21 protein-coding genes and 1 pseudogene are annotated in these 26,234 nt (G+C 73.4%); 9 read left to right on the top strand and 13 right to left on the bottom strand.

What is annotated here, in order from left to right:
• Positions 1 to 176 precede the first annotated feature (176 nt).
• Complete coding sequence (locus tag OG500_RS29545) at positions 177 to 1,229, bottom strand: NAD(P)-dependent alcohol dehydrogenase (protein ID WP_327069886.1); 1,053 nt, start codon at positions 1,227 to 1,229, stop codon at positions 177 to 179.
• 103 nt (positions 1,230 to 1,332) lie between these two features.
• On the opposite strand from OG500_RS29545, the gene OG500_RS29540 reads away from it, so the two are divergent.
• Entirely contained in the window at positions 1,333 to 2,175 is an 843-nt protein-coding gene (locus tag OG500_RS29540; protein ID WP_327069885.1) for a helix-turn-helix domain-containing protein, read from the top strand.
• Between the two features lie 20 nt (positions 2,176 to 2,195).
• On the opposite strand, the gene OG500_RS29535 is transcribed toward OG500_RS29540, so the two are convergent.
• Both OG500_RS29535 and OG500_RS29530 read right to left on the bottom strand, forming a co-directional pair.
• A complete protein-coding gene (locus tag OG500_RS29535; RefSeq protein WP_329584497.1) occupies positions 2,196 to 3,218 on the bottom strand; it encodes an NADPH:quinone reductase in 1,023 nt (340 codons plus the stop codon).
• 137 nt (positions 3,219 to 3,355) lie between these two features.
• Positions 3,356 to 3,619, bottom strand: a complete 264-nt coding sequence (locus OG500_RS29530) for a dsRBD fold-containing protein (protein ID WP_327069883.1) — start codon at positions 3,617 to 3,619, stop codon at positions 3,356 to 3,358.
• A gap of 195 nt (positions 3,620 to 3,814) precedes the next feature.
• Here OG500_RS29530 and OG500_RS29525 point away from each other — a divergent pair, with 195 nt between their 5' ends.
• The 3 genes and pseudogenes from OG500_RS29525 to OG500_RS29515 all read left to right on the top strand — a co-directional run bounded on the left by OG500_RS29525 (position 3,815) and on the right by OG500_RS29515 (position 6,125).
• The gene (locus OG500_RS29525; protein ID WP_327069882.1) at positions 3,815 to 4,033 is read left to right on the top strand and encodes a hypothetical protein; all 219 of its coding nucleotides are present in this window, start codon (positions 3,815 to 3,817) and stop codon (positions 4,031 to 4,033) included.
• 139 nt (positions 4,034 to 4,172) lie between these two features.
• On the top strand, positions 4,173 to 5,450 hold the full coding sequence (locus OG500_RS29520) for a serine hydrolase domain-containing protein (protein ID WP_329584495.1): 1,278 nt from the start codon (positions 4,173 to 4,175) through the stop codon (positions 5,448 to 5,450).
• Positions 5,451 to 5,558: 108 nt separating this feature from the next.
• A pseudogene (locus tag OG500_RS29515) lies at positions 5,559 to 6,125 on the top strand (GNAT family N-acetyltransferase).
• On the opposite strand, the gene OG500_RS29510 reads toward OG500_RS29515, so the two are convergent.
• The 4 genes from OG500_RS29510 to OG500_RS29495 are packed head-to-tail and all read right to left on the bottom strand — an operon-like array spanning position 6,087 to position 10,105.
• Entirely contained in the window at positions 6,087 to 7,319 is a 1,233-nt protein-coding gene (locus OG500_RS29510; protein WP_327069879.1) for an ABC transporter permease, read from the bottom strand. The pseudogene OG500_RS29515 and the gene OG500_RS29510 sit on opposite strands and share 39 nt — an antisense overlap.
• Positions 7,316 to 8,002, bottom strand: a complete 687-nt coding sequence (locus OG500_RS29505; RefSeq protein ID WP_327069878.1) for an ABC transporter ATP-binding protein — start codon at positions 8,000 to 8,002, stop codon at positions 7,316 to 7,318. Before OG500_RS29505 ends, OG500_RS29510 begins: the two co-directional genes overlap by 4 nt.
• A complete protein-coding gene (locus OG500_RS29500) occupies positions 7,999 to 9,390 on the bottom strand; it encodes a peptidoglycan-binding protein (protein ID WP_329584491.1) in 1,392 nt (463 codons plus the stop codon). The genes OG500_RS29505 and OG500_RS29500 overlap by 4 nt, the downstream gene beginning before the upstream one ends.
• On the bottom strand, positions 9,374 to 10,105 hold the full coding sequence (locus tag OG500_RS29495) for a hypothetical protein (RefSeq protein ID WP_329584489.1): 732 nt from the start codon (positions 10,103 to 10,105) through the stop codon (positions 9,374 to 9,376). The genes OG500_RS29500 and OG500_RS29495 overlap by 17 nt, the downstream gene beginning before the upstream one ends.
• A gap of 120 nt (positions 10,106 to 10,225) precedes the next feature.
• Here OG500_RS29495 and OG500_RS29490 point away from each other — a divergent pair, with 120 nt between their 5' ends.
• Complete coding sequence (locus OG500_RS29490; RefSeq protein ID WP_329584488.1) at positions 10,226 to 10,942, top strand: response regulator transcription factor; 717 nt, start codon at positions 10,226 to 10,228, stop codon at positions 10,940 to 10,942.
• Positions 10,932 to 12,842 carry a HAMP domain-containing sensor histidine kinase gene (locus tag OG500_RS29485; RefSeq protein ID WP_327069874.1) on the top strand — a complete coding sequence of 637 codons (1,911 nt, stop codon included), beginning with the start codon at positions 10,932 to 10,934 and terminating at the stop codon, positions 12,840 to 12,842. The genes OG500_RS29490 and OG500_RS29485 overlap by 11 nt, the downstream gene beginning before the upstream one ends.
• Positions 12,843 to 12,859: 17 nt before the next feature.
• Here OG500_RS29485 and OG500_RS29480 read toward each other — a convergent pair whose 3' ends face one another.
• The 3 genes from OG500_RS29480 to OG500_RS29470 form a co-directional block, all read right to left on the bottom strand.
• Positions 12,860 to 14,113 carry an MAB_1171c family putative transporter gene (locus tag OG500_RS29480; RefSeq protein ID WP_327069873.1) on the bottom strand — a complete coding sequence of 418 codons (1,254 nt, stop codon included), beginning with the start codon at positions 14,111 to 14,113 and terminating at the stop codon, positions 12,860 to 12,862.
• Positions 14,106 to 14,648 (bottom strand): ParH-like protein, encoded by a 543-nt coding sequence (locus tag OG500_RS29475; protein ID WP_329584485.1) that lies wholly within the window; start codon positions 14,646 to 14,648, stop codon positions 14,106 to 14,108. Before OG500_RS29475 ends, OG500_RS29480 begins: the two co-directional genes overlap by 8 nt.
• Before the next feature lie 85 nt (positions 14,649 to 14,733).
• The gene (locus OG500_RS29470; RefSeq protein ID WP_327069871.1) at positions 14,734 to 15,177 is read right to left on the bottom strand and encodes a helix-turn-helix domain-containing protein; all 444 of its coding nucleotides are present in this window, start codon (positions 15,175 to 15,177) and stop codon (positions 14,734 to 14,736) included.
• Between the two features lie 304 nt (positions 15,178 to 15,481).
• Here OG500_RS29470 and OG500_RS29465 point away from each other — a divergent pair, with 304 nt between their 5' ends.
• Positions 15,482 to 15,733, top strand: coding sequence for a hypothetical protein (locus OG500_RS29465; protein WP_327069870.1), 252 nt, complete (start codon positions 15,482 to 15,484; stop codon positions 15,731 to 15,733).
• Between the two features lie 94 nt (positions 15,734 to 15,827).
• Here OG500_RS29465 and OG500_RS29460 read toward each other — a convergent pair whose 3' ends face one another.
• Together OG500_RS29460 and OG500_RS29455 are read right to left on the bottom strand one after the other, a co-directional pair.
• Positions 15,828 to 16,892, bottom strand: a complete 1,065-nt coding sequence (locus tag OG500_RS29460; protein WP_329584483.1) for a hypothetical protein — start codon at positions 16,890 to 16,892, stop codon at positions 15,828 to 15,830.
• A gap of 218 nt (positions 16,893 to 17,110) precedes the next feature.
• Complete coding sequence (locus tag OG500_RS29455; RefSeq protein WP_329584481.1) at positions 17,111 to 17,566, bottom strand: universal stress protein; 456 nt, start codon at positions 17,564 to 17,566, stop codon at positions 17,111 to 17,113.
• A gap of 125 nt (positions 17,567 to 17,691) precedes the next feature.
• Between OG500_RS29455 and OG500_RS29450 the strand changes: the two genes are divergently transcribed.
• Entirely contained in the window at positions 17,692 to 20,793 is a 3,102-nt protein-coding gene (locus OG500_RS29450) for a SpoIIE family protein phosphatase (RefSeq protein WP_329584479.1), read from the top strand.
• A 29-nt stretch (positions 20,794 to 20,822) separates the two neighbouring features.
• On the opposite strand, the gene OG500_RS29445 is transcribed toward OG500_RS29450, so the two are convergent.
• Positions 20,823 to 22,358, bottom strand: coding sequence for a fatty acyl-CoA synthetase (locus tag OG500_RS29445; RefSeq protein WP_329584477.1), 1,536 nt, complete (start codon positions 22,356 to 22,358; stop codon positions 20,823 to 20,825).
• 364 nt (positions 22,359 to 22,722) lie between these two features.
• Between OG500_RS29445 and OG500_RS29440 the strand changes: the two genes are divergently transcribed.
• A complete protein-coding gene (locus OG500_RS29440; protein ID WP_327069865.1) occupies positions 22,723 to 26,214 on the top strand; it encodes a S8 family serine peptidase in 3,492 nt (1,163 codons plus the stop codon).
• Positions 26,215 to 26,234: the final 20 nt, after the last annotated feature.

Here is a 26,234-nt window from a genome sequence, read left to right as displayed (position 1 = left end):
GCAGCCTGAGCAGCAGTCTGCCGGACACCTCCCGGGCCCGACCGGCCCGGCGGTGGCCTTCGTACAGCACCGAGCACACACAGCACGCGCAGCACACAGAGCACAGAGCACATGAAGGTACCCCTGCCCGGCGTCCGGGCAGGGGTACTTTCATGTGGTCACCGGCGGACGAGCCGTCAGATGGTGGCCGTGTCGATCACGAAGCGGTAGCGCACATCGCTCTTCAGCACGCGCTCGTAGGCCTCGTTGATCTGCGCCGCCCCGATCACCTCGATCTCCGAGCCGATGCCGTGCTGCGCGCAGAAGTCCAGCATCTCCTGGGTCTCGCGGATGCCGCCGATCATCGAGCCGGAGAGCGACTTGCGCCCCGGGATCAGCGCGAACGGCGCCACCTCCATCGGGTGCTCGGGGCCGCCGATCTGCACCAGGGTGCCGCCGGTGCGCAGCAGGCTCAGGTAGGCGTTGAGGTCGAGGTTGGCGGAGACGGTGTTGAGGATCAGGTCGAAGCTGCCCGCCAGCTGCTCGAAGGTGGCCGGGTCGCTGGTCGCGTAGTAGTGGTCCGCGCCCAGCCGCAGGCCGTCCTCGCGCTTGCTCAGGGTCTGGCTGAGCACGGTGACCTCGGCGCCGAGCGCGTGGGCGATCTTGACGCCCATGTGCCCGAGGCCGCCCAGGCCGATGATGGCGAGCTTGGTGCCCGGTCCGGCGTTCCAGTGCGCGAGCGGCGAGTAGAGGGTGATGCCGGCGCACAGCAGCGGGGCGGCCTCGTCCAGCTCGATGCCCTCGGGGATCCGCAGCACGTAGTTCTCGTCCACCACGATGTGCGTCGAGTAGCCGCCGTAGGTGGGCTCGCCGTCGCGACCGCGGCTGTTGTAGGTGCTGAACTGCCCGCCGGAACCGGTGCAGTACTGCTCCTCACCGGCCTTGCAGTTCTCGCACTCGCGGCAGGAGTCGATGAAGCACCCGACGCCGACCCGGTCGCCCACCGCGTACTTGCCGACCGCCGAACCGACCTCGGTCACCACACCGGCGATCTCGTGACCCGGCACCATCGGGTAGGTGCCCACGCCCCAGTCGGCGTTGACCTGGTGGATGTCGGAGTGGCAGATGCCAGCGAACTTGATCTCGATCAGGACATCGTGCTCACCCACCGCGCGGCGCGGGATGGTGGTCTTGGCGAGCGGGGCCTTCGGGGCGGGGGAGGCATAAGCAGCGACAGTGGTGTGGGTCATGACCAGAAGTCTGCCAAGCACCGAGGGGCCGAACCAGGCCGTCCTCCGCCTACGATCGCTGTGCGTACCACTGGTGGTATCACCCTCGTCCATACTTGACGTCATGGACCAGCGCACCGAACTGAGTGAGTTCCTCCGTTCCCGCCGGGCCCGGCTTCGCCCCGAGGACGTCGGGCTCGCCCACTACGGCGGCCGCCGCCGGGTACCCGGGCTGCGCCGGGAGGAGCTGGCCCAGCTGGCCGGGGTCAGCGCGGCGTACTACACCCGCCTCGAGCAGGGCCACGGCGAGAACGTGTCGACCGCCGTGCTGGACGCGATCTCCGGCGCGCTGAGACTGGGGCAGGCCGAGCGCGAGCACCTGGCCCGGCTCGTCCGCCCGGTGCGCCGGCGCGGCTACACCGCCACCAAACCGCAGGTGCTGCGGCCCGAGCTGCAGAACCTGATGGACACGATGGAGACCGTGCCCGCCTACGTGGTGGGCCGCTGGCTGGACGTGCTCGGCTGGAACCGGGCGGCGGCGGCGCTGTTCGGCGACTTCGGCGCGATGCCGGCCGAGCAGCGCAACCTGGCCTGGCAGACCTTCCGCAACCCGGCCCTGCAGGAGGTCTACGCCGACTGGCCGGGCAAGGCCGCCGACATCGTCGCCTCGCTGCGGCTGAGCGCCGGGCGCTACCCGAACGACCCGCGCCTCGGTGCGCTCTACGACGAACTCTGCGAGTCCAGCGAGGACTTCCGGCGGCTGTGGGACACCCACAACGTGTCGGAGAAGGGCCACTGCGCCAAGGAGCTGCGGCACCCGGTGGCCGGCCCGCTGACCCTGCAGCACGAGGCGTTCCGGCTGCCGGGCGACCCGGACCAGACGCTCTGCACCTATCACGCCGAGCCCGGTTCGCCCTCGGCCGAGGCGCTGCGCCTGCTCACCACCGGCACGCTCCAGTCCGCCTGACGCAGCGTCAGCTCCGGGCGTCAGGCCTCCGGGGCGACGGTCACCAGGACCTTCCCCACCACCGCGCCCTCGACCGCCGCGTGCGCGTCGGCCGTCTTCTCCAGCGGGAAGCGGTGCAGCGGCAGCCCGGCCGCCTCGCCGACCCGCAGCGCGCCGTCGGCCAGTGCGGCCGAGACCGCCGCCACGGCGTGCGCCTTCGCTTCGACGGGCATCGTGTAGACCAGCACGCCCTGCCAACGCAGGTTGGCGTCCATGATCTCGCGGACCGGGACGCGCACCTCGGCGCCGGGGTTCGCCGCGTAGCAGGCGATCACGGCGTCCGGCGCGGCCACCGCGTGGTCGAGCACGGCGTTCTGCTCGGCCGCGACCTCCACGATGACGTCCACCCCGCCGGGCGCCAGTGCGCGGATCGCGGTGGCGGCGTCCTCGGCCCGGTAGTCGACCACGTGGTGCGCACCCGCCGCGCGGGCCAGCGCGGCCTTGGCCGGGCTGCTCACGGTGGTCAGCACGGTGGCCCCGGCCCAGCGGGCCAGCTGGATCGCCGCATTGCCCACCGCGCCGGCCCCGCCCGCCACCAGCACGGTGCGGCCGTCCAGCGCGCCGGGCGCCAGCCGCTCGGGGCCCCGGTCGGCCACCGTCAGGGCGCGGTGCGCGGTGATCGCCGGGATGCCGAGCGCGGCACCCAGCTCGAAGGAGGCCGCCGCCGGGAGCGCCACGGCCTGCTGCTGCGGCACCACCGTGTACTCCTGCGCGGTGCCGTCGGCGCGCAGCCGGGCAGCCTCCCAGATCCAGACCCGCTCACCGATCCGGCCCTCCGCCACACCGGCCCCGATGGCGTCGATCACCCCCGCGCCGTCCTGGTTCGGCACCTGCACGGTGATCCCGGGGGCCAGGCCCGCGGTGCGGCTCTTCCAGTCGGTCGGGTTGACCCCGGAGACGTGCACCCGGACCCGCACCTGCCCGGGGCCGGGCTCCGGCAACGGCCGCTCGACCAGGGCGAGGACCTCGGGGCCGCCGCCGGCGGTGTAGACGATCGCCTTCATCTTCTGTCAACTCCGGTGCTCGGGTGCGGGCATGGCCGAGAGCCCCGGGTCGGGGCGCTCCCCGCGTGCACGCTACCCGATCACCGCGGCGCGACACCGGCGGCGGGGCGGGGCGCCCGCACTGCCGGACCTGCCGGTCAGTACACCAGGTAGGCCGGGCGCCGGCCCTCGTCGTCGATCTCGCCGGCCGCCTGTGCCCGCAGCTTGTGCGACAGGTCGTCCAGCGCCCGCCAGGCGGCCACCTCCTCACCGATCCTGGCCAGTGGCCGGTCCACCGAACTGCGGACCGCCTCGCCGTGGCCCGCCAGCCCCGGGGCCCTGCTCCCGACCAGCCTGGCGTCACACCGCGTGTTCACGCCGTCTTCCTCGAAGCTCAGCTCGACATCCCAGTTGTTTCGCATGACGCGCCTCCTGCTCCCTACCAGCCTGAACCCGCCGCCCCGCCCCCGGCAAGCGGCCACCGACCATGATCGGCCGCCCCCGGCGGGCCCCCGCCCCGGCCGACGCGCCCAGCACCCGTCCCCCCTTGTCCGCACCGGCCCGACTGCGGATGATCTGACGGTACGTCCGTTCCGGACGCCCCCCGAGGAGCCGCCATGCCGACCCTGCCCGAACCGCCCGAGCTGCCTGAGCCTCCCGAGCTGCCCGAGCCGCCCGAGCTGCCGGACATCCCGGATCTGCCCGACATCCCCGACCTGCCCGAAGCGCCGCAGCTGCCGGTGCCCGGCGAGCTGCCCGACATCCCCGACCTCCCGGAGCCGCCCGACCTCCCCGAACCGCCGAACCTGCCGGAGCCGCCGCAGCTGCCCGAGTAGGACCTGAGTCAGCGTCAACTTCCGTCCCAGGGAGGAGAGACGGCCGTCCTTCTCCATCCGGGGATCGATGCCACCGGCTCGGCGAAGCTGTGATGCTGGGCAGGCGCCGGGCCCCCGGCGCCCACCGAGAGGGAGCAGCATGCCGTACCGCTCGCCCACCCCCAAGCGCCGCCGCCGTGGCCTGCCGCTGGCCGCCGGGCTGCTCGCGGCCACCACCGTCCTCGCGTTCGCCCCGGCGGCCGGCGCCACCGTGCCGCCGACCACCGCACTCTCGCTCGCACCGGTCCAGGGTCGGCCGGACGCCCGGCCCGACAGCGCCGCGCTCCAGCAGGAGCTGACCGCGATCCTCGCCCAGGGCGGCGCCACCAGCGCGATCGCCGAGATCCGCGAGAACGGCCAGGTCGCCTGGCGCGGCTCCGCCGGAGTCGCCCGGCTCGGCAGCAGCGCCCCCGCGCCCCTGGACGGGCGGTTCCGGGTCGGCAGCGTGACCAAGACCTTCCTGGCCACGGTGGTGCTCCAGCTCTCCGCCGAGGGCAGGGTGGGCCTGGACGACCCGATCGAGCGCTACCTGCCCGGCGTCGTCCCGAACGGCGGGGCGATCACCGTGCGCCAGGTGCTCAGCCACACCGCCGGGATCTACGACTACACCGACGACCCCCGGTTCGCCGAGGACACCGAGGCCGAGCAGGAGCAGCTGGCCACCACCGGCCGCTGGACGACCTACACCCCCGAGCAGCTGATCTCCGTCGCCACCAGCCACCCGCCGTACTTCGCCCCCGGGCAGGGCTGGCACTACTCCAACACCGACTACCAGCTGGTCGGCGAGCTGATCGACAAGGTCACCGGCCACTCCTGGCGCACCGAGGTCCAGCAGCGGATCCTGCGCCCGCTCGACCTGCGCCACACCTACCTGCCCGGCACCGCCACCCGGATCCCCGGCCCGCACGCCCACGGCTACCTCCCGCTGGCCACCGGCCCCGCCGACATCACCGACCTCAACCCCTCGGTGGCCGGCTCGGCCGGCGAGATGATCTCCACCACCGACGACCTGGCCCGCTTCAACGCCGCGCTGCTCGGCGGCCGGCTGCTGGCCCCGGCCCAGCTGGCCGAGATGACCAGCACCGTCCCGGCCGGCCAGGGCATGGACTACGGTCTCGGCCTGATGCGCGCCACGCTGCCCTGCGGCGAGGCCTGGGGCCACACCGGGGGGATCTACGGCTACCTCACCTACCTGGTCGGCGACCGCAGCGGCACCCGCCAGATCGCCCTCTCGGTGACCCCGGACGACCCGGCCCGGTTCACCGCGGTCGCCCAGGCCATCAACGCCCTGGTCGGCCAGACCTTCTGCGCCGCTCCCACTGCCCCGGCACCGAGCCCCCGGGGCGGCGCCGGCCCGCAGCTGAGCCTCACCCGCTGACGAACCGCACAACGGCACCGCCGCCTGGACCGGACACCACTGGGCCGGGGCCGGGCCCGGACACCCCTGGGCCGGGGCCGGGGCCGGGCACCCCCTAGGCTCGCCGCCATGACCGAACTCCTCACCCCGCGCCTGCGGTTGCGCTCCTGGCAGCCCTCCGATCTGACCCTGCTGACCGCCCTCAACGCCGATCCGGAGGTGATGCGCTTCATCGGCGACGGCTCGGTGTTCACCCCGGAGCAGAGCGAGCAGCAGTGGCTGCGCATCCAACGGCTCTGGGACGAGCGGGGGTTCGGGATCCACCCGGTGGAGCTGCGGGAGAGCGGGGAGTTCCTGGGCTGGGTCGGGCTGGCCGTCCCCGCGTTCCTGCCGGAGATCCTGCCCGCCGTGGAGATCGGCTGACGCCTGGCCCGGCCGGCCTGGGGCCACGGCTACGCGACCGAGGCCGCGCAGGCCGTGCTCGCCCGTGCCTTCGACGAGCTGGGGCTGGAGCGGATCGTGAGCATCTGCCACGTGGACAACCACGCCTCGGCCAACGTGATGACCAAGCTCGGCCTGACCCTCGACCGCCGCACCACCGTGCCGAGCCACGGTGGTGCGGTGAAGGTGCTGGCGCTGACCGCCGAGGAGTACCGCTCAGGTCGAGGCCAGCGCCTCGGTGGGGGTCAGTCGTGAGGCGCGGATCGAGGGGTAGACGCCTGCCACCACGCCGACCAGGACCGCCCCGCCGATGCCGCCGAACAGCACCGGGAGCGGGATGACCAGCGGCCAGCCCTGGGAGGCGGTGTAGCCGAAGGTCGCCAGGGCGCCGATGGCGGTGCCGGCGATGCCACCGAGCCCCGACAGCGCCACCGACTCGGTGAGGAACTGGCCGCGGATCTGCCCCCGGTTGGCGCCCAGGGCCCGGCGCAGTCCGATCTCCTTGCGCCGCTCCAGCACCGAGATGACCATGGTGTTGGCGACGCCGATCCCCCCGACCAGCAGGGCCACGCCCGCGAGGCCGAGGAACAGGGCGGAGAAGGCGGTCTGGGTCTCCCGTTTCGCGGCCAGCGCGTCGGAGGGCCGGCTGACCTGCACCAGTCCCGGCTGCTGTGGATCGATGGTGGCGGGCATCACCGCGCGGACCGCTTCGATCTGCGACTCCTGGGACTGGACGTAGATCACCGTGGGGTTGCCGTCGAAGCCCAGCTGGGCCTTGGCCGCGTCCCAGCCGACCAGGACCGAGTGGTCGATGTCCGGCGCCAGCGGCACCGGGGCGAGGATCCCGATGACGGTGAACCAGCGGTTGCCGAGGTAGACCTGCGGGCCGGGCCCGCCGGGCGGCAGCGCGGTGATGCCGAGCCGGGTCGCAGCGGCGGCACCCAGCACCGTGGTGGGGAACTTCTCGGTGGCCGCGTCCAGGAAACGGCCCGTCCGGACCGTGCCGTTGACCGCCTGCAGCAGGTTCAGCCTGCTGGCCAGGACGGCGAGGCCGGTGTCGTGGTCGGGGTCGATCCGGTCGGAGCGGGCGACGGTGGTCTGGGTGTTGGCGACCGCGCTGGCGATGGTCACCGGGCCGATCCGGGCGACCATGTCCGGCGATTCGGGCGGGAAGACCACCGGCGGGTTCTGGCCGGGATTGGCCGTGGCCTGCAGCATGTTGGTGCCCAGCGCCGACAGCCGCACCAGCAGGGCCTTCTGGCTGGACGCCGGGATGCCCATGACGATGATCATCGTGGCGATCCCGATGGAGATGCCCAGGGCCGACAGCGCCGCCCGCGCCTTGCGGGTGCGGATGCCCAGCAGTCCGAGGCCGAGGACGTCGGCCGGGGCCAGCCGCACCGGCTTGGTCCGGTCCGCGACGGACCGGTGAGTGCCGCCGTTGCTCATGCGCCGACCCCGGTGCGGCGGTCGGACACCAGGTGCCCGTCCAGGATCTCGATCTGACGTGGCATCAGTTCGGCGATGCCCCGGTCGTGGGTGATGATCGCGATGGTGGTTCCCTCGTCGTTCAGCTTGGTCAGCAGCGTCAGGACCGCTCGGCCGTTGGCCGTGTCCAGGGCGCCGGTGGGCTCGTCCGCGAGCACCAGGGCGGGTTCGTTGACCAGCGCGCGGGCGATCGCCACCCGCTGTCGCTCGCCACCGGAGAGCTGGTGCGGCAGGTGTCCGACGCGGTGGGCCAGTCCGACCCGGCCCAGTGCGTCCAGGGCCAGCGGGCCCCGCCGGCGGCGCGGCACTCCGGCGTAGAGCAGCCCGGTGGCGACGTTCTCCGCGGCGCTGAGTCCGTCCGTGAGGTGGAACTGCTGGAACACGAATCCCAGCCAGCGTCCGCGCAGGGCGGACAGCCGGCGGTCGGAGAGCCGGGCGATGTCGTGGCCGCCGATCTCCACCGTGCCGCTGGTCGGCCGGTCCAGGGTGCCCATGATGTTGAGCAGGGTGGACTTGCCCGAGCCGGACGGTCCGACGATGGCCAGCAGTTCACCCTCGTCGATGGTCAGCGAGACGTCGTCCAGGGCCTTGACGCCGCCCGGATAGGCCATTCCGGCCCCGCGCACCGCAAGCACCGCGGTCATGAGGTGGTCACCACCTCGGTGCCCGCCGCGATGCCGTTCCCGGTGATCGCCACCATGCCCTTGGCGAACATGCCGGTCTGGACCGCCACCAGCCCGCCGCCCTTCAGCTGCACGGCGTAGCCGCCGCCGCTGAGCGCGAGCAGCGAGCCGACCGGAACGGCCAGCACCCCGGTCGCGGTCGCGGAGACGAAGGCCACCTGGACGGTGGCCGAGTCGAAGTTCTTCACCTTCGAGGGGTCGTCGACGGCCACGGTCACGTCGACGGTGGGCGGGGTGTTGAGTCCGGCGCCCGTACCGGAGGTGCCCTTGGCGCTCCCCTGGACGGCGGTGCCGATGCCGCTGACCGTGCCCGGTGTCGTCGAGCTGTCGGGCAGGCTGACGGTGACCTTGTCGCCCTGCTTGATCGAACCGACGTTGGCCGGGTCCACCGGCACGGTCACCACCTTGTCGGTCGGCGTGACCGACATCAGTGCCTCGGCCCCCTGCTCGCCGAGCTGCGTCTGCAGGGAGCCGACCCGGATCGCGCCCGGCAGGACCACCACGTCGCCGATCCCGAGACTTCCGGTCGGCTGCAGGCCGGCGTCCTTCTGCCAGTGCTTGACCGCGGCGATCAGGGAGGTGGTGACGACCCCGTCGCCCGTCCCCACCGTGACCTGGGTCGGCGCCGCGGGCGTGCTGCTGCCCGCGGCCGGGGCGGTGGCCGGGGCCGTCGGCCCGCCGGCGGGCGCTCCCGTGCTGCCCGCGGTCGCAGGTGCACTCGGCCCGCCGGAGGGGCTCGTGCTGCTCCCAGCGGCAGGGGCCGCCGGTGCACCGCCGCCCTTCGGCGAGGGTGCACCGCCGCCGGATCCCGGGTCGGCCACGGGCTGGGTGATCACGGTGCCGACCTTCGGCTGCGTCCCCACGTCGTAGCCGAGCGCCTGCAGGTTGCTCGCGACCACCTGGACGTCGCGGCCCACCAGGCCGGGCTTGTCGAGGGTGCGGAAAAGCGGGGTGCCGCCGTAGAAGAGCGGCACCGGCTGGTCGTTCACCCGGTACAGCTGCTGCCCCCTGGTCACGGTGGTGCCCGCGGCGGGCAGCGCGGTGATGATGCCCTGCTTGGCGCCCATCAGGGTCTGGGGCGTGCCGAATCCCAGGGTGCCGCTCAGGGTCTGGGAGTTCGACAGGTCCGTCCTGACCACGGCGACCGTCTGCACCTGCGCGCTGCTGCTCGCGGCCTTGGCCGGCCTGGCATGGCCGCGCAGCCCCACCGCGCCCGCCCCGATGCCGCCGACCGTCACGACGAGGGCGACGGTGACGACCACGCGCCGCCTGCGGCTGCGCCGCGCGGGCGGATCGGCGGCGGTGGCGTCCTCGGTGCCGGCGCGAGCGGCGTCAGTGCCCGCTGCCACTGAACGCCTCCATCTTGCAGGCCGAGATCACCTGGGTCTGCTGCGCCTGGGGCATCGTGGGCTGCCCGTCGAAGCTCCAGCCGCTGTCCCCGCTGCCGGGCGTGCCGTAGGCCTTGACCTTCAGCCCCTTGCTGTTGATGCAGTTGACCCAGGCGCTGAAGTCGGCGCTGTAGTTCGGGTTGAGCTTCGGATCCGTCTCCGGCGGCATCAGCGGCATCCTGGACTGGCAGGCGGTGAGGGCGGACTGGGGGATCGAGGTGCCCGGGGGCGGCTGCTTCTGGACGGGCTGTCCGGGGTAGCCGATCCCGCCGGTCAGCGGGACTCCGTTGTCGCCCAGGCAGTTGTAGTAGCCCGTCCAGAGCTGCACGTCGTGCTCGGGAGTGTCGTCCAGCCGCTCCTGGGGGCGGTCGGCGCTGGACGCGGGGGACGGCGCACCGGAGGCCGCCCCCGTCGCGGGGGACGCGCCCGCGGTGGGGGAGGCACCCGCGACAGGGTCCGCGCCCGCGGCGGGGTCCGCGCCCGCGGCGGGCCGGCTCGGCGCCGCGGAACTCGGCAGCGAGGCCACGGCGGCGCCCTGTGCGCTGCTCCGCGCACCCGAGCCGGACCCGCACGCCGTCAACGCGGCCAGCGGGAGCAGAGTCGCGGCGGCGAGCACCGCGGTCCGCAGCAGCCGGCGCTCCGCGCGCCGGGAACGATCATCAGTTGGCTTCGGCATGGCTGCGATGATCGCCAACGGATGTGTGGAACCTGTCAGGATGTCTTTCGATTCCGGTGCCGTGACCTGACGCGAGGTCACGGCACCGGGCACCACAGCGGCCCACCTATGATCGAACGCGTGAGCGCATATGTGCTGGTGGCCGAGGACGACCCGAAGCAGGCCGAGCTGGTCCGCCGTTACCTGGAGCTGGAGGGTCACACCGCCGCCGTCGTCCACGACGGACGCGCGGCCCTCGACGAGGTGCGGCGACGCGATCCGGACCTGCTGATCGTCGATGTGATGATGCCCCGGGTCGACGGCCTCGACGTGTGCCGCATCCTGCGCCGCGAGTCCGAGCTCCCGATCCTGGTGCTGACCGCCCGTTCCGCCGAGGACGACCTGCTGCTCGGGCTCGACCTGGGCGCCGACGACTACATGACCAAGCCGTTCAGCCCCCGTGAACTCATGGCCCGGGTGCGGGTCCTGCTGCGGCGCACGCAGCGGGCGCAGGTCCGCGGCACGGACGACCGGGTGCTGCGGGTCGGCGACCTCACGGTGGACCCCGACCGCCACGAGGTCCGCGTCGCCGGCACCCTCGTCCCGTGCACACCAGGGGAGTTCGACCTGCTCGCCACCCTGGCCCCGCACCCCGAGCAGGTCTTCAGCCGGGCGCAACTCCTCGGTGGCGCCAGCGGGTTCGGCTCCTACACCTCCGAGCGCACCGTCGACGTGCACATCATGAACCTGCGGCGGAAGATCGAACCCGATCCCCGGCACCCGGTGCGCCTGCTGACCGTCTTCGGCGTCGGCTACAAGCTCACCGACGGCACGGGAGGGCGCCGCCATGCGCCGTAGGGTGCCGCTGCGCAAGAGCCTGCTGGTCCGGCTGCTGGCCGCCTCGATCCTGGTCGCCGTCTGCTCGGTGGCGGCCACCGCCTGGCTGGCGGTGAACACCACCTCGCACGAGATCCAGCAGGAACAGGTCCAGACCCTGTCCGACGACGCCGGCATCTACGAGACCCTGCTCGGCTACGCGGCGACCCACCAGAACTGGGACGGCGCCGGCCCCGTGCTGGCGGACCTGGCCAGGCGCACCGGCCGTCACATCGCCCTGACCGGCCAGAGCCGCCAGCCCATCGGCGACTCCGCCGCCCCGCCCGCCTCGCCGGTACCGTCCAAGGCGTCGGCGGTGATCGACCCGCTCGACGTGGACCAGACGCTGGCACCGGGCGGCACCACCACCCGCATTGACCCGCGCGCCGTCGGGCCGTTCGCCCTCACCCCGGACGAACGCGCCCAGCTGCGCGCCCAGGCCGGCGCGACCGCGGACTGCCTGCGCACCCGCGGATTCGCCGCCGAGACCGGCACCGACCCGAGCGGCCGACCGAACGTGACCGTCGCCGGACCGACCCCGGACGACGGGACCGCCGCCGCCTGTGCCCTCCCCCAGCTGTCCGCACCCACCCCGACCGAGCAGCAGGCCCTGAGCAGGCTCGGCGAGCTGGTCGACGCCTGTCTGTCGCCCGAGGGGCTGGGGCCGGTCAAGCTCGGCATCGACCCCAGCGGAGTCGTGCCGGGCCCCCAGGTGCAGGGCGCCGGTCGGCCCCCGGCGAGCAGCGTCATCCCGCCCGGCCCGGTCGTCTCCCCCGCCGCCCCCAGCGCCCCGGCCGCCACGCCCGCGCCCCGGCCGAACCCGAGCGCCGAGCGGGACGACCAGGCCGTGGCGGCCTGTGTCGACTCCAGCCGCCGCCAGCAGCTCGCTCCCTATGTCGCCCCCGCCGCACTGCTGTTCATCAGCGACAGCAGCGGAACCACCGCCCCCGCCTTCCACCTGACCCGGGCCGGCACGCTGCGCATCGCCGGTGTCAGCGGCCTGGTCCTGGCCCTGACCGTGGCGCTCTCGGTCCTCCTCGCCACCCGGCTGGTCCGGCCGCTGCGCGCGCTGACCGACGCCGCCCAGCACCCCACCGAGCCGCACGCCCGCGTCCCGGTGACCGGCGACGACGAGATCGGCTACCTGGCCGCCGCGTTCAACGACCTCTCCGAACGCCGCGAGCGGATCGAGGAGCAGCGCAAAGCGATGGTCAGCGACGTCGCGCACGAACTGCGCACCCCGCTCAGCAACATCCGGGGCTGGCTGGAGGCCACCCAGGACGGCGTGGCCGTCCCGGACCAGGCGTTGATCGCCTCGCTGCTGGAGGAGGCCCTGCTGCTGCAGCACATCATCGACGATCTGCGGGACCTGGCGGCGGCCGACGCGGGCAGCTTCCGCCTGCACCGCGAGCCGGTCCGGATCGCCGAGCTCCTCGACCAGGTCGCCGAGGCCCACCGGGCCCGGGCCGAGGCCGCCGGCGTGCTGCTGAGCGTGCCGCCCGCGGACGGCGGGACCGAGCTGGTGGCCGATCCGGTGCGGCTGCGCCAGGCCGTCGGCAACCTGGTGGACAACGCCGTGCGGCACACCCCGCGCGGCGGGAGCGTCACGGTGGGCGCCCGCCCGGCGGGCGATGAGCTGCTCATCGAGGTGGCGGACACCGGCACGGGCATCGCCGCGGCGGAACTGCCGCACGTCTTCGACCGGTTCTGGCGGGCCGAGAAGTCCCGCAGCCGGCAGACCGGCGGCAGCGGCCTGGGGCTGGCCATCGTGCGCCAGCTCGCACACGCCCACGGCGGCACGGTGACCGCGACCAGCCGGCCCGGCGAAGGCGCGGTCTTCACCCTGCGGCTGCCGAGGACGCCGGCGAGCGCCACGGACTGACCGACTCCCCCGGCGGCTCAGTCCCGGCCGGCCAGCTCCGCCACCGCCCGCCGCCGGACCTCGGCCACCGCGGCGGCGCCGCCGAAGGCCTCGGTCACCTGGATCAGCCAGTCCGCCTCGGCGTCCACCGTGCCCGCACCGGGCACCGGCTGGGTCACGCAGGCCGCGGCCGCCGTGGTGTCGCGGGCCCGGCGGCCCGCCCGCCCCGCCTCCAGTGCCGCCGCCAGGGTGGCCGCCTCCACCAGCGCACCGTGCGGCGGGCCGCCGACCGCCTGGGTCACCCAGCCCGCCACCTCGGGGTGGACGTAGGGGCGCAGCGCCAGCTGCCCGTCGCGGATCTCGATGATCCGCCGGTAGAGCGCGAACTCCGCGTCCCGCAGCGCGGGCCGCCGCCCGGCGCCGGCTCCCTCGCCCAGCGCGATGCCGGGCACCGCCGAGTGCAGCGCCGACCAGAGCGGCTCCAGCGCGGTGTAGCGGCGGCGGGCCCGCAGCCAGCGGGCGGGGGCGGTGATCCGCGCACCCCAGCGGGTGCCGCCCCAGACGGTGGCGGTGGCGCCGCTGACGGTCAGTCCGGTGCAGAGCGCGCCGAGGATGTTGGAGAGGGTGTCCTCGCTGTCGCTCTGGCTGCCGTGGACGATCAGCCGCACCGCGTCGTCCAGCGCCCACAGGCTCCACAGCGCACCGACCGCCGCCGCCAGCGTCATCAGCCGCAGGCCGGTGCGCAGCAGGTTGCCGGCCGCCAGCCGGGTCTGGTGGGTCAGCACGCCGCCGAGCACCAGCAGGCAGCTCACCGAGTAGCCCGCGAACAGCAGGTTGTAGCCGACCAGGAACCAGCGGCCGTCGCCGTGCACCATCAACTGCCCACCGTGGTGGGAGGCATCGGCACCGCAGAAGAGCAGCACCAGGCAGAGCGGCACCACCGTGGCCGGCACCGACCAGCGGCGCAGCCGGGCCCGCACCACCAGCGGGTCGCTGCCGCGGGCCTGGAGCAGCAGCGCGACCAGCACCAGCAAGCTCACCGCGCCGATCTTCATCACGTCGCCGACCAGCAGCAGCAGTCCGGAGCCGATGCCGGTGGGGCCGGTGGCGGCCACCAGGCCGGGTGCCCGGGTCACCAGCGCCACGCCCATGCAGAACGCGAAGCCGCAGGCGTAGCGCTGCACCAGGTCGCCACGGTTGGCGCGGACGGCGGCCAGGCGCTGGCCCGCGAAGCCGAGCAGCAGCGCGGCGGCGCTGTACGCCGCGAGGTCGGCCGGACCGAGCTCAGCCACGGCCCGCCCCCGGACCGGCCGACCGGCCGGCCGTCGGCTCCGGGCCGCCCGCGCCGAAGACGGAGTCCGACCAGGAGCCGGGCGTGCCGCCGGCGTCGAGCACCGCGCGGTGCAGGATCAGCGAGGCGACCAGCTCCGCCTCGCGCTCCTGCGGTTCGGAGTAGACCGTGCGCCCCAGCACCCGCTGCACCAGGCTGCCGTTCAGGTGCGGCAGCAGGGTCTGGGTGGCGGGCGCGCTCTCGTGGTGACGGCAGATCAGGTGCGCGGCCTCGTGCAGCAGGATGTGCTGCTGGTGCAGCGGCGTGGTGTCGGCGGCGTACAGGATGCAGTCGGTCTCGTCGGTGGTGACCAGCAGGCCGCACGGCAGGTTCGGCCGCCCGCTGACCGGGATCAGCTCGATCGGCCGCCCCCGCTGCTCGGCCAGCCCGGCGATGAACCGCACGGCGTCGAACGGAGCGGGTAGCTCCAGCGCGTCGACCGTCTGCTGACATCGCTGCCAGGTCCTGCCACGCCGCGTCCGCCACCCGATCCGCACCGCGCATCCTCTCTTGGAGCCGCCGGACCCGCGCAGGCCCGTGGAGGTCCGGTCCCCCCGGCGCGGTCGGCCGGCGGGGACCGTCTCACCCTCTCCCGCCGCCCTCGCGCCGGGCGATCACGTCGATCAGGTCGTTGATCGTCCCCACGCCCTCCGGCGAGAGGTTGACCGCCCGCAGCGCCATGCTGCGGACCCCGGCGTCGCGCAGCGCGCCGAGCAGTTCGAGCTCCTGGGCGATGGCCGCACCCTGGTCGTCGTCGAAGAAGTAGGCCACCGGGACCTGGAAGAACTGGGCCAGCGCCTCCAGGTGGCGCTTGGTCGGGTTGTCCCGGCGCCCGGTGCGCAGCTGCCAGAGATAGGTGGCCGAGAAGCTCTCGCCGGTCGCCTCCCGACAGGCCTTGGCGACCTCCTCGTGGCTGTACTGCTCGCGGTTGGACCGGCGGACGACGCGGAAGAGGCCGTCGATCTTGTCGGCCAGCGTCGTAGCCCCGATCACGGCACCCGGTGCCGCACCCTCGGCTTCCGTCATCCCACACCTCCCGGTCCGCCCGGCACGCGCGGACCCGACATCAGTGGCGTTCATCCTAGTTCACGCCGTGACCCGCTGTCAGCGCACCGCTTCGCATCCGATCCAGAGCGCTGCCCGCCGACCGGCTGCGGGACAAAGAAGTTGATCGGTCATCCACCCAGGGCCTGTGCCGGCCCGCGGGTCCGCCGGGTCGAGCGCCCGCCACCCTTGCCAGCGGCCACCGATGGGAGTTGGATGACCGGTATCGGGTCAGTTGCGCCGATTGCTCCGACCGGCGCCTGCCCCGGGCCCGAGGAGTGTCGCCATGATCACTGAACTGGCTGTGGAGCACGTCGAGTTCACCTGCGGACACTGCTGGCACCAGTGGAGCGCCGACTACGACGTCCAGCACTACCGTGACGAGAGCGGAGCCGACTGGGAGAGCTTCTCCCGCGCCGGCATCCCGGCCGACTCCCCCTATTCGACGGACGGCGCGCCCGCCTGCCCCGAGTGCCACCGGCACTGGCTCGGCCACCTGGCCGGCCGCCACCTGCTCCCGCTGCCCACCGCGCAGTAGGGGCCCGGCGGCGCAGCGGTAGCCGCCCGGTGACACAACGGACGCGCCCGTCACCGGGCGCGTCCGTCACCGTGCGCTTCGCCTGCCGAAAGCCTCAGACGCCGACCGCCGCCTCCTCCTCTTCCTCGATCTCCTCCTCGACCGCCGCGGCCGACACCGCGGCCGGGGTGGCCGGCGCCGCCGCCGGGTGCCGCCGCTCGAAGCGGGCCGCACCGGCCAGCGCGAGCAGTCCGGCCGCCAGCCAGAGCACCAGCGAGAGCACCCGGCCGCCCAGGCCCGCGCCGCCGTCGAAGTACAGGACGCTGCGCACCCCCTCCACGAACCCGGCGCCGTTCCAGAAGTGGTGCAGCACGCCGAACATCCCGGGCTGCAGGTCGGGGCGGAAGATGCCGCCGGAGCTGGTGAAGTTGAGCATCACGAAGAGCACCATCAGGGTCAGCGTGGTCCAGCGCCGCAGGAAGGTGTGCAGGCCGATCCCGAGCAGCACGATGCCCGCCGAGTAGAGCCAGGCCAGTGCCCAGACGGCCGCGTAGTCGTGGTCCACCACATGGAAGACCGGCCCGGCGGTGACGATCCCGATCACGCTGACCACCAGTGCGGTGACCACCCCGACCGCCGCCCGCAGCCGCACGCTCAGCGCGGCCCCGGCCGCCCCGATCACCGCCACGCTGCCGTAGGAGCCGATGCTCAGCGCCACCAGCAGGAAGAAGACGCCCTGCCCGGTCGGGTCGCCCGGCGCGGTCGGCACCAGGTCGGTGACCTGGAGCGGGCTGCCCTGGGCGGCCGTGACCTGGCGGAACACCTGCTCGGCCGCGGTCGCGGAGGTGTCCGAGCCGGCGGTGGCGACCAGCAGTTCCGGGCTCTTCTGGTCCGGCAGGAAGGCACCGACCAGGTCCCGGTCGCGCAGCTGCTGCTCGGCCGCCGCCCGGGTCGGCACGCTGCTGACGTCCAGCGCCGGGCCCGCCTTGGCCTGGATGCCCCGGGTCAGGGCGAGGGCCTGCGGCGACTGGCCGACCACCGCGACCTTGAGGTGGTGCGGGGTGGGCTGGTGGAAGGCGCCCTGGTAGGCGAGCGCCATGCCCAGGCACATCAGCAGCGGGGTGAGCAGGTGGGTGGCGAGGTGGCGCAGCGTGTGCCGCAGGTCGGGTGTGCTGGTCATGACGGTGAGCAACCCTTCTGGCGAGAAAGCTAGGTGGTAAATGCAACCGAGAGTCCGCATGAGTCGTTGGTTTTTACAACTCATCTTGATGCACTTTACAACCAAACACTCGACGAGCCTATTCCTCGCCCACCCTGCGGCCACGCGTGCGGCGTGCGGCGTGCGGCGTCCGGCGTCCGGCGTCCGGCGTCCGGCGTCCGGCGTCCGGCGTCCGGCGGCTACGGCACCACGGTGACCGGCCAGCGTCCGGCCCGCACCAGCCGCACCGCCAGCGACCCGATCAGCCGGTGCCCGAGGTGCTCGGAGGCCCCCACCACCAGCGCGTCCGCCCGCACCTCGTCCGCGAACCGGGTGATCTCGGTGTACGGGTCCCCGGTGCGGGTGCAGAAGCGGATCGCCACCCCGCGGTCGCGGGCCGCCTGGTCGGCCAGCTCCTGCAGCAGCTTGGCGGTCTCCTCGGCGCCCTGCCGCAGCGCCAGCGCCGCCTCCGCACTGGTGCCGGCGAGCGCGCCGATCACCGGGACGTAGATCGCCAGCAGCTGGGCGTGCTGGCGCCGGGCCATCCCGGCCGCGTAGGCGCAGGCACGCAGCGAGGTCACCGAGCCGTCCACCGCCGCGACGATGGTGGTCGGGCCGTCGGTGCCGATTTCGAAGAGGTTCTCAGGCGCGGACATGGCCTCAGTATCGCCTGTCCACTCCTGGCACCCGAGCCCGCCCGGCCCCACCGGAGCCCAGGCTGGGCACGGCCGGGGGTGCGAAAATGGCCAGGCGGGCAGCGCCGCGGAGCGGATGGTCGACCATGGGCGAAGTCGAGCACGGCAGTGGGCAGGGCCGGAACCCCGACCCCTGGGGTGGTGCCGGTGCTGCCCCGACCCGCCCCGAGGCCCTGCTGATGCTCCCGATCGCCACCGCCCTGGTGCAGAGCGACGGCCGGATCCTGCACTGGAGCCACGACGCCGAGGAGCTGCTCGGCTACTCCGCGAAGGAGGCGATCGGCGCCCCCGCCGCCCAGCTGCTGGTGCCCGAGGAGCTGCGCCCCCGGGTGCTCGCGCTCTTCGCCCACATCCTGGCCGGGCACGACTGGGCCGGGGTCTCCCCGGTGCGCCACCGCGACGGCCACCTGATCACCCTGGAGTTCCGCACCCACCTGCTGACCGCCCCCGACGGTCAGCCGCTGGTGTTGGCGCTGGCCGCCGACGTCACCTCGCTGCGCCGGATCCAGAGCGATCTCGCCATCCTGAACGGGTTCTTCACCCAGTCCCCGGTGGGCATGGCGGTCTACGACGACCGACTGCGCTTCGTGCGGCTCAACGAGTCACTGGCCGCCATCAACGGGCTGCCGGTGGCCGACCACCTGGGCCGGCGGATCACCGAGCTGCTGCCCGGACTCAACGCCGACGAGATCGAGACGGTGATGCGCCACGTGCTGACCACCGGCGAGCCGGTCCTGGACGCCCGCTCGCACGGCAGCACGCCCGGCGATCCCGGACACGAACACGCCTGGTCCGCCTCGTACTTCCGGCTCGAGGGACCGCCGGGCGAGGTGCTCGGGGTCAGCTCGACCGTGGTCGACGTCACCGGGCGCTACCTCGCGGAGTCGCGCGCCGCCAAGGCGCAGGAGCGGCTGGCCCTGCTGGTGGACGCGACCGCCTCGATCGGCACCACGCTGGACCTGCGCCGCACCGCCCGGGAGCTGGCCGAGGCGATGGTGCCCCGGGTGGCCGACCTGAGCGGGGTCTTCGTGCTGGAGCACCTGGTCAGCGGCGTGCCGGAGGACGAGGACCAGGTCGCGCCCCGGGTGCGCCGCCTCGCCATCGCCAGCGCCGACCCGTCCTACCCGATCGAGATCCTGCCGGTGGACGAGGTCTACACCATCGCCGCCAGCTCCCCCTACGCCCGGGCGATGGACGGCGGACGCACCGTGGTGGTGCCCTCCTGGGACCTGCCGCCGCTGACCACCCGGCTGCGCGGCGACGCGCTGCGCGCCTTCCTCGGCCGCCGCTCGCGGTCGGTGCGGATCACCCCGCTGACCGCCCGCGGCACGGTGCTCGGCATGGTGGTCTACTCCCGGCGCGGCGAGCGCGAGTCGTTCGCCGAGGCGGACATCACGCTGGGCGACGAGCTGGCCTCCCGGGCGGCGGTGGCGATCGACAACGCCCGGCTGTTCACCCGCGAGCGGGAGGCCGCCGAGGACCGCCGCCGGGCGCTGGACGAGGTGCGCAGCGCCACCCAGCGCCTGGCGCTGCTCAACGAGGCCAGCTCGCGGATCGGCACCACGCTCGATCTGCCGCGCACGGCCGAGGAGTTGGTGGAGGTGGTGATACCCCGGTTCGCCGACTTCGTCACGGTGGACCTGCTGGACGCGGTGCTGGCCGGCGACGAGACGCCGACCGTGCCGCCCTCCGGCTCGGCCACCATGCGGGCGGTGGCGGTCGGCGAACTCGGTCCCGACGGCCTGCTGACCGGGGCGGCCGATCCGGTCGGCGGCACCTCCGAGTCGGCCAAGCTGTACGCGCAGAGCCTGCGCACCGGGCGCTCGATCCTGGTGGCGGAGGTGAACGAGGAGAACCTGGCGCTGATCGTGGCCTCCCCCGACCGGATCCAGCCGGCCCTCGACTCGGGCCTGCACTCCTACGTGATGGTCCCGCTGCTGGCCCGCGGGCGGGTGCTGGGCGGCGCGGAGTTCATGCGCCTGGGCAACCCCGAGCCGTTCACCCCCGCGGACGTGGCGCTGGCCGAGGAGCTGGCCGCGCGGGCCGCGGTCTGCATCGACAACGCCCGGCTCTACCGGCGCGAGCGGGACACCGCGCTGACCCTGCAGCGCAGCCTGCTGCCGCAGCGGGTGCACAACCCGCCGGGCCTGGAGATCGCCTACCGCTACCTGCCGGCCAGCCAGCTCAACGAGGTGGGCGGCGACTGGTTCGACGTGGTGCCGCTGTCCTGCGGCCGGGTGGCGCTGGTGGTCGGCGACGTCACCGGGCACGGGCTGCGCGCGGCTGCCACCATGGGCCAGTTGCGCACCGCGGCCCGCACGTTGATCACCCAGGACATGGACCCGGCCCGGGTGCTGCGACGCCTGGACGAGGCGGCGACCACCGCCGGCGACGGGTCGGACGAGGGCCAGTACGCGACCTGCGTCTGCGTGGTGCTCGACCCGGTGGACCGGGCCTGCACGGCCGCCTGCGCGGGCCACGTCCCGCCGCTGGTGACGGCGGCGGACGGTTCGCTGCGGGTGCTCGAGCTGCCCACCGGGGCGCCGCTGGGCGTGGGCGGGGTGCCGTTCGAGAGCGTGGAGTTCGAACTGCCCCCGCAGGGCCTGGTGGTGCTCTGCACCGACGGCCTGATCGAGCGGCGGGACCGCGACCTGGACGAGGGCATCGAGCTGCTGCGCGCCACGGTGGCCGCGCAGCACGGCGGGCTGGAGCGCTCCTGCGACGCGGTGCTCGCCTCGCTGGTCACCGGCTCCCGGGAGGACGACATCGCGGTGATCATGGCCCGCTCGCACCCGATCGGCCCGGACCAGCTCGCCATCCTGTCGTTGACCGGGGACCGTGCGATGGTCGGCCACGCCCGGCGGTTCGCCCGGCGCACGCTGTCCGCGTGGGGGCTGTCCGCGCTGACCGACCAGGCCGAGCTGCTGACCAGCGAGCTGATCACCAACGCCCTGGTGCACGCCGGGGCGCCGACCCAGCTGCGGCTCTTCCGCGACCACGTGCTCACCGTGGAGGTCTCCGACGTGGACAGCCACGCGCCGCGGCTGCGCCGGGCCCGTTCCGACGACGAGGGCGGGCGCGGGATGCACCTGGTCAACGAACTGGCGCACCGCTGGGGCAGCCGCAGCACCCGGCTCGGCAAGGCGGTCTGGTTCGAGCTGGAGCTGCCGATCGGCACCGCCGGCTGAGGGCGGGCGGGCCCTGCCGGCGGACCCTCCTACCGCGTCCAGCCCGCCGCCGATCCGGTCAGGCGCTCGCGCAGTTCGCGCTTGAGCAGCTTGCCGGAGGCGTTCTTCGGCAGGCCTGCCACGAAATGCACCGTCTTGGGCGTCTTGTAGGCGGGCAGCCGCTCGCGCGCGAAGGCGATCAACTCCTGTGCGAGGGCCGGCTCGTGCTCGGGCCCGACCGGCTCGCGGAGCACCACCACGGCCGTCACCGCCTCGATCCAGCGCGGGTGCGGCACGCCGATCACGGCCGCCTCGGCCACCGCGGGGTGCCCGTAGAGCACGTCCTCCACCTGTCGGGAGGCGACCAGCACACCACCGGTGTTGATCACGTCCTTGACCCGGTCCACCACGAAGAGGTAGCCCTGCGCGTCGCGCCGCACCAGGTCGCCGGAGTGGAACCAGCCGCCCTGGAAGGCGCCTTCGGTCTCGGCGGGCTTGCCCCAGTAGCCGGTGCACAGCTGCGGGGAGCGGTAGAGCACCTCGCCGACCACGTCCGGGCCGACCTCGGCGCCGCTCTCGTCCACCACCTTGACCTCGACGAAGAGCACCGGGCGGCCGGCCGAGTCGGGCCGCTCGGCGTGCTCCTCCGGGCGCAGCACCGTGGTCAGCGGGCCGGCCTCGGACTGCCCGAAAGCGTTGTAGAAGCCGGTTCCGGGCAGCGCCCGACGGAGCTTGGCGAGCACGGGGGCGGGCATGACCGAGGCCCCGTAGTAGGCCTTGGTCAGTGCGCCGAGGTCGCTGCCGGCGAAGTCGGGGTGGGCGGCGACGGCGCCCCAGACGGTGGGCGGGGCGAAGAAGCTGGTCAGCCGCTCCCCCGCGAGCAGGGCCAGCAGCTCGCCCGGGTCGGGGGCGGCGACCAGGTGGTTCTCCGCGCCGAGCAGCAGATGGGGCATCAGGAAGACGTGCAGCTGAGCGGAGTGGTAGAGCGGCAGCGCGTGCAGCGGGCGGTCCCGCTCGGTCAGGTCGAGGCCGGTGATCGCGGAGAGGTACTCGTGCAGCAGCGCCCGATGGGTCATCATCGCGCCCTTGGGGGCAGCCGTGGTGCCGGAGGTGTAGAGCAGCTGGGCCAGGTCGGTGTCCCGCACCTGGACGTCGAGCGCGGGGACCGGCCCCGCGGCGGCCGCCTCGCGCAGCTCCTCCAGGGTCGCGCGGGGCAGCGGGTCCAGCGCGGCCGCCGCGGCGGTGTAGTCGGCGTCGTGCAGCAGCAGGGCGCTGCCGGACTGGGTGACGAAATACCGCAATTCCTCCGTCGTGGCGTTGTAGTTGACCGGTACGTGCACCAGCCCGGCCCGGCCGCAGGCGAGGAAGAGGATCAGGTAGGCGTCGGAGTTGCGGCCGAGCGCGGCCACCCGGTCGCCCGCGCGCAGGCCGCGGTCCAGCAGTGCGGCGGCGGCCCGGGTGACGGCGGCGTCCAGCTCCCGGTAGCTCCAGCGGCGGTCCGCGAAGTGCAGTGCGATCCGCTCGGGCACCCGGGCCGCAGAGCGGCGCAAAACGTCCGGAACGGTACTCGGATGAGTCAGGTTCATGCCGGTGGGTATGTCCTGGCGAGCTGTGCGTGACGCCACGTCAGGCCGTCCTTTACTCTTGCTTGACCTGACATTCGGTCAGCGTACATCGAGGTTCAAACATCACAATCTTGTGATCTTCATAAAAAACTCACGGCGCGTCGAGCCGTGACAGGGCCTCCCATCTGCGATTGTCCGTCTATCGGACATCACTCCCCGATTAACGAAACCCACACCAGGTGTCAACCCCTTGTCGTGGCGGGCTTCGACACGATGAAATGCGTGAGCTTGTCGGGACGGGCGTTCCAGAAGCACGCGTGCGTCCGACCCCGGTACGCGCGGTCTGGCCGCGCCCCCTGACGTCTTATCAGACGAAGGGATGTTCATGATCGGCTGGCGCAAGTCGCAGCTCGCAGCCGTCACCCTCACCGCCGCATCCGTGGTCCTCGCTTTTGGGACCAACGCCATGGGCGCCCCGGCAGTTCCCGCCCCGAACGCCCAAGCGGCTTCGGAGAGCGGCGCGCCGGCTCCGGTGATCGTGATTCTGAAGGACCAGCTCTCCAGCACCCCGGCCGACGCCGGTCACCTGGACGCGCGCAAGCAGGACGCCGCCAAGGCCCAGGCCCCGCTGCTGGACCAGGTGAAGAAGTCCGGCGGCACCGACGTCAAGAGCTTCGTGGTCGGCAACGCCTTCTCGGCCACCGTCAGCCCCGCCCTGCGGGCGCAGCTGGCCGCCAACCCGGCCGTCGCCTCGGTCGTCGACGACCAGACCATCAAGGTCGCCCCGCCGGCGCCCAAGCCCGGTGCCGACCAGGACACCGCCGGCACCACCGCCCCCACCGGCGGCACGTCGAACGCGAAGGTCGCCGCCCCGGACACCAAGGGCGACTCGTACGACCCGAACGCGGTCTGCCCGAGCGACCCGTCCAAGCCGCTGCTCGAGCCCGAGGCGCTGTACTCGACGCACGCCGAGAGCACCCCCGGTCAGCCCGGCGCGCACGAGATCGCCGACGGCAAGGGCGTCAAGGTCGCCTACATCGCCGACGGTCTGGACCCCAACAACCCGGACTTCATCCGCCCCGACGGCTCGCACGCCGTGGTGGACTACAAGGACTTCTCGGGTGACGGCTTCTTCGCCCCCTCCGGTGGCGGCGAGGCCTTCGGCGACGCCTCGGCGATGATCGCCCAGGGCCGCCAGACCTACGACCTGTCGAAGTTCGTGAACCCGAGCCACCCGCTGCCGGCCGGCTGCAACATCCGCGTCGAGGGCATCGCCCCGGGCGCCTCGCTGGTCGCCCTCAAGGCCGGTGGCGAGCTGCTCCCGAACTCCGCGATCCTGCAGTCGATCGACTACGCGGTCTCGGTCGCGCACGTCGACGTGCTCAACGAGTCGTTCGGCAGCAACATCACCCCGGACAGCGGCGCGCACGACACCATCTCGCTCTTCAACGACATGGCCGTCGCCGCGGGCGTCACCGTCGCCGTCTCCAGCGGTGACGCGGGTGTCAACGGCACCGTCGGCACCCCGGCGACCGACCCGAACGTCATCTCGGCCGGTGCCTCGACGGACAACCAGAACTACGCGCAGACCGGTTACGGCGCCTTCCAGTTCTCCAACGGGACCTGGGCCGACAACCGCATCTCGGCGCTGTCCTCGGGCGGTGTCACCCAGGCCGGGCGCACCATCGACCTGGTCGCCCCGGGTGAGTCGGACTGGGCGCTCTGCTCCCCCGACAACAACACCTACGCCGACTGCACCAACTTCAACGGCCAGGGATCGGGCATCCAGCCCTTCGGCGGCACCAGCCAGGCCGCCCCGATGACCGCCGGCGCTGCCGCCGACGTCATCCAGGCCTACCGGGACAGCCACAACGGCGCCTCCCCGAAGCCCGCGCTGGTCAAGCAGTTCCTCACCGGCACCGCCGCGGACCTCGGCCTGCCGGCCGAGGAGCAGGGCGCCGGTCTGCTGAACGTGCGTGCCGCCGTCGAGGCCGCCCGCGGCTACCAGAGCCCGGCCGGTTCGCAGGACAGCAGCACCGTCGCGGTCACCAGCGGCCAGGTCACCGTGACCGGCCAGGCCGGCTCGGACCACACCACCGACGTCACCGTGGTGAACACCAGCTCCAAGCCGCAGACCGTGAGCGCCTCGACCCGCGTCTTCGCGCCGCAGAGCGACGCGAAGCAGACGGTCGCGCTCAACTCCTCGACCGACCCGCAGTTCCCGTACGCCACCAACGGCGCTCCCTGGGTCGCGCACAAGGTCACCTTCAACGTGCCGACCGGTGCCGACCGCCTGGGCGCGTCAATAGCGTGGCAGGGCGCGGCGCAGAAGTCCGGCAACAACGTGGTGACCCCGGTCGTCCGTCTGACGCTGCTGGACCCGTCCGGCCGCTACGAGACCAACACCCGTCCGCAGGGCGGCGCCACCTCGGCCAACTTCGGCTTCGTGGACGTCCCGCACCCGGCCGCGGGCACCTGGACCGGCATCCTCTACACCCCGGTCGGCGCCAACGGCTTCACCGGCCCGGTCCAGCTGGACACCTACACCCAGCGCGCGGTCCCGGCCGGCTCGGTCAGCCCGCAGGTCACCGACCTCAAGCCCGGTGAGACCAAGAAGCTGCACGTGCAGGTGACCACCCCGGCCACCGGCGGCGACACCACCGAGAACGTCGTGGTCGCCAGCTCCAACGGCGCCACCACCAGCGTCCCGGTCGTGCTGCGCAGCCTGGTCCCGCTCAACGGCAACAGCGGCACCTTCACCGGCACCATCACCGGTGGCAACGCCCGTAGCTCCTCGCCGGCACAGTCCAACTCCTGGGCCTTCGACGTCCCGGCGGGCAAGAAGGACCTGCGCGTCGGCGTGACCGTCGCCAAGGACCCGAACCTGGTGATGCAGGGCGTGCTGATCAGCCCCAACGGCACCCCGATCGACGCCGAGACCAACGTCGCCTTCGACGGTTCCGGCAACATCGCCTCCTACGCGGCCGGCGTCTCGGCCACCACCGTCAACCCGGCCGCCGGCCGCTGGCGGTTCGTGCTCAACGTGCTCAACCCGGTCAGCGGTGCCGAGCTCGGCCAGACCTTCAACGGCCAGGTCGCCTTCGACCAGGACCAGGCCACCGCGCCCGGCCTGCCGAACAACACCAAGACCAAGCTGGCGGCCGGCAAGCCGGTCACCGTCAACGTGCAGTACACCAACAACACCGCCGCCGTGCAGCAGCTGCAGGCCGACGGTCGTCTGAACAACCGCGTCGACCTGCCGCTGCTCCCGATCGGCGCCTCGGCCACGATCGCGCTGCCGCAGAGCACCAGCACCGTGACCCCCACCTTCATGGTTCCCCCGGGCACCGACAAGGTGACCACGGTGGCCGCCTCCACCACGCCGGCGCAGCTCGAGTTCAGCGGCCCGACCGCCTCGCCCGACCTGTTCGGCGACCTGAAGCGGGCGCAGAACGGCTCGACCGTCTCGGTCGTCCAGGACAGCGGCAGCGCCTCGCAGCCGATCGTCCCGGGTCTGTGGGGCACCTACGTCCAGCAGATCGGCCCGTTCCCGACCACCGGCGCCCCCGCGGGCAGCTCCACGGTGTCCGCCTCCGCGCACACCCTGGCGTTCGACCCGGCGCTGACCTCCAGCACCGGTGACCCGTACGCCGCCGCCTTCAACGCCACCGCGCCGGCCGTCACCCCGGTGGCCGTCCAGCCCGGTGCGACCGGCAACCTGCAGATCACCCTGACGCCCAAGGGCGCCAAGGGCACCCAGGTGCACGGCGTGCTCTACCTGGTCTCCGGCCCGGCCTCCAACCCGGTCGCGAACAGCGCGCTCAGCATCACCGGGTCGGTCCTGGCCCAGATCCCGTACAGCTACACCGTCAACTGATGCCGGGCGTCGATGACGCC

Origin of the sequence: Kitasatospora sp. NBC_01250 (genome assembly GCF_036226465.1) — a bacterium.
In the GTDB taxonomy this organism is placed as follows: Bacteria; Actinomycetota; Actinomycetes; order Streptomycetales; family Streptomycetaceae; genus Kitasatospora.
Note: the sequence above shows the minus strand (reverse complement) of the source record. Positions and strands in the feature narration are given on the sequence as shown.

Bases quoted from the DNA above. Each gene is read 5' to 3' on its own strand.
- OG500_RS29450 (WP_329584479.1), top strand. From the start codon at position 17,692: ATGGGCGAAGTCGAGCACGGCAGTGGGCAGGGCCGGAACCCCGACCCC.
- OG500_RS29505 (WP_327069878.1), bottom strand. From the start codon at position 8,002: ATGACCGCGGTGCTTGCGGTGCGCGGGGCCGGAATGGCCTATCCGGGC.
- OG500_RS29535 (WP_329584497.1), bottom strand. From the start codon at position 3,218: ATGAAGGCGATCGTCTACACCGCCGGCGGCGGCCCCGAGGTCCTCGCC.
- OG500_RS29485 (WP_327069874.1), top strand. From the start codon at position 10,932: ATGCGCCGTAGGGTGCCGCTGCGCAAGAGCCTGCTGGTCCGGCTGCTG.
- OG500_RS29495 (WP_329584489.1), bottom strand. From the start codon at position 10,105: ATGCCGAAGCCAACTGATGATCGTTCCCGGCGCGCGGAGCGCCGGCTG.
- OG500_RS29465 (WP_327069870.1), top strand. From the start codon at position 15,482: ATGATCACTGAACTGGCTGTGGAGCACGTCGAGTTCACCTGCGGACAC.
- OG500_RS29460 (WP_329584483.1), bottom strand. From the start codon at position 16,892: ATGACCAGCACACCCGACCTGCGGCACACGCTGCGCCACCTCGCCACC.
- OG500_RS29445 (WP_329584477.1), bottom strand. From the start codon at position 22,358: ATGAACCTGACTCATCCGAGTACCGTTCCGGACGTTTTGCGCCGCTCT.
- OG500_RS29545 (WP_327069886.1), bottom strand. From the start codon at position 1,229: ATGACCCACACCACTGTCGCTGCTTATGCCTCCCCCGCCCCGAAGGCC.
- OG500_RS29540 (WP_327069885.1), top strand. From the start codon at position 1,333: ATGGACCAGCGCACCGAACTGAGTGAGTTCCTCCGTTCCCGCCGGGCC.
- OG500_RS29525 (WP_327069882.1), top strand. From the start codon at position 3,815: ATGCCGACCCTGCCCGAACCGCCCGAGCTGCCTGAGCCTCCCGAGCTG.
- OG500_RS29440 (WP_327069865.1), top strand. From the start codon at position 22,723: ATGATCGGCTGGCGCAAGTCGCAGCTCGCAGCCGTCACCCTCACCGCC.
- OG500_RS29470 (WP_327069871.1), bottom strand. From the start codon at position 15,177: ATGACGGAAGCCGAGGGTGCGGCACCGGGTGCCGTGATCGGGGCTACG.
- OG500_RS29510 (WP_327069879.1), bottom strand. From the start codon at position 7,319: ATGAGCAACGGCGGCACTCACCGGTCCGTCGCGGACCGGACCAAGCCG.
- OG500_RS29530 (WP_327069883.1), bottom strand. From the start codon at position 3,619: ATGCGAAACAACTGGGATGTCGAGCTGAGCTTCGAGGAAGACGGCGTG.
- OG500_RS29520 (WP_329584495.1), top strand. From the start codon at position 4,173: ATGCCGTACCGCTCGCCCACCCCCAAGCGCCGCCGCCGTGGCCTGCCG.
- OG500_RS29455 (WP_329584481.1), bottom strand. From the start codon at position 17,566: ATGTCCGCGCCTGAGAACCTCTTCGAAATCGGCACCGACGGCCCGACC.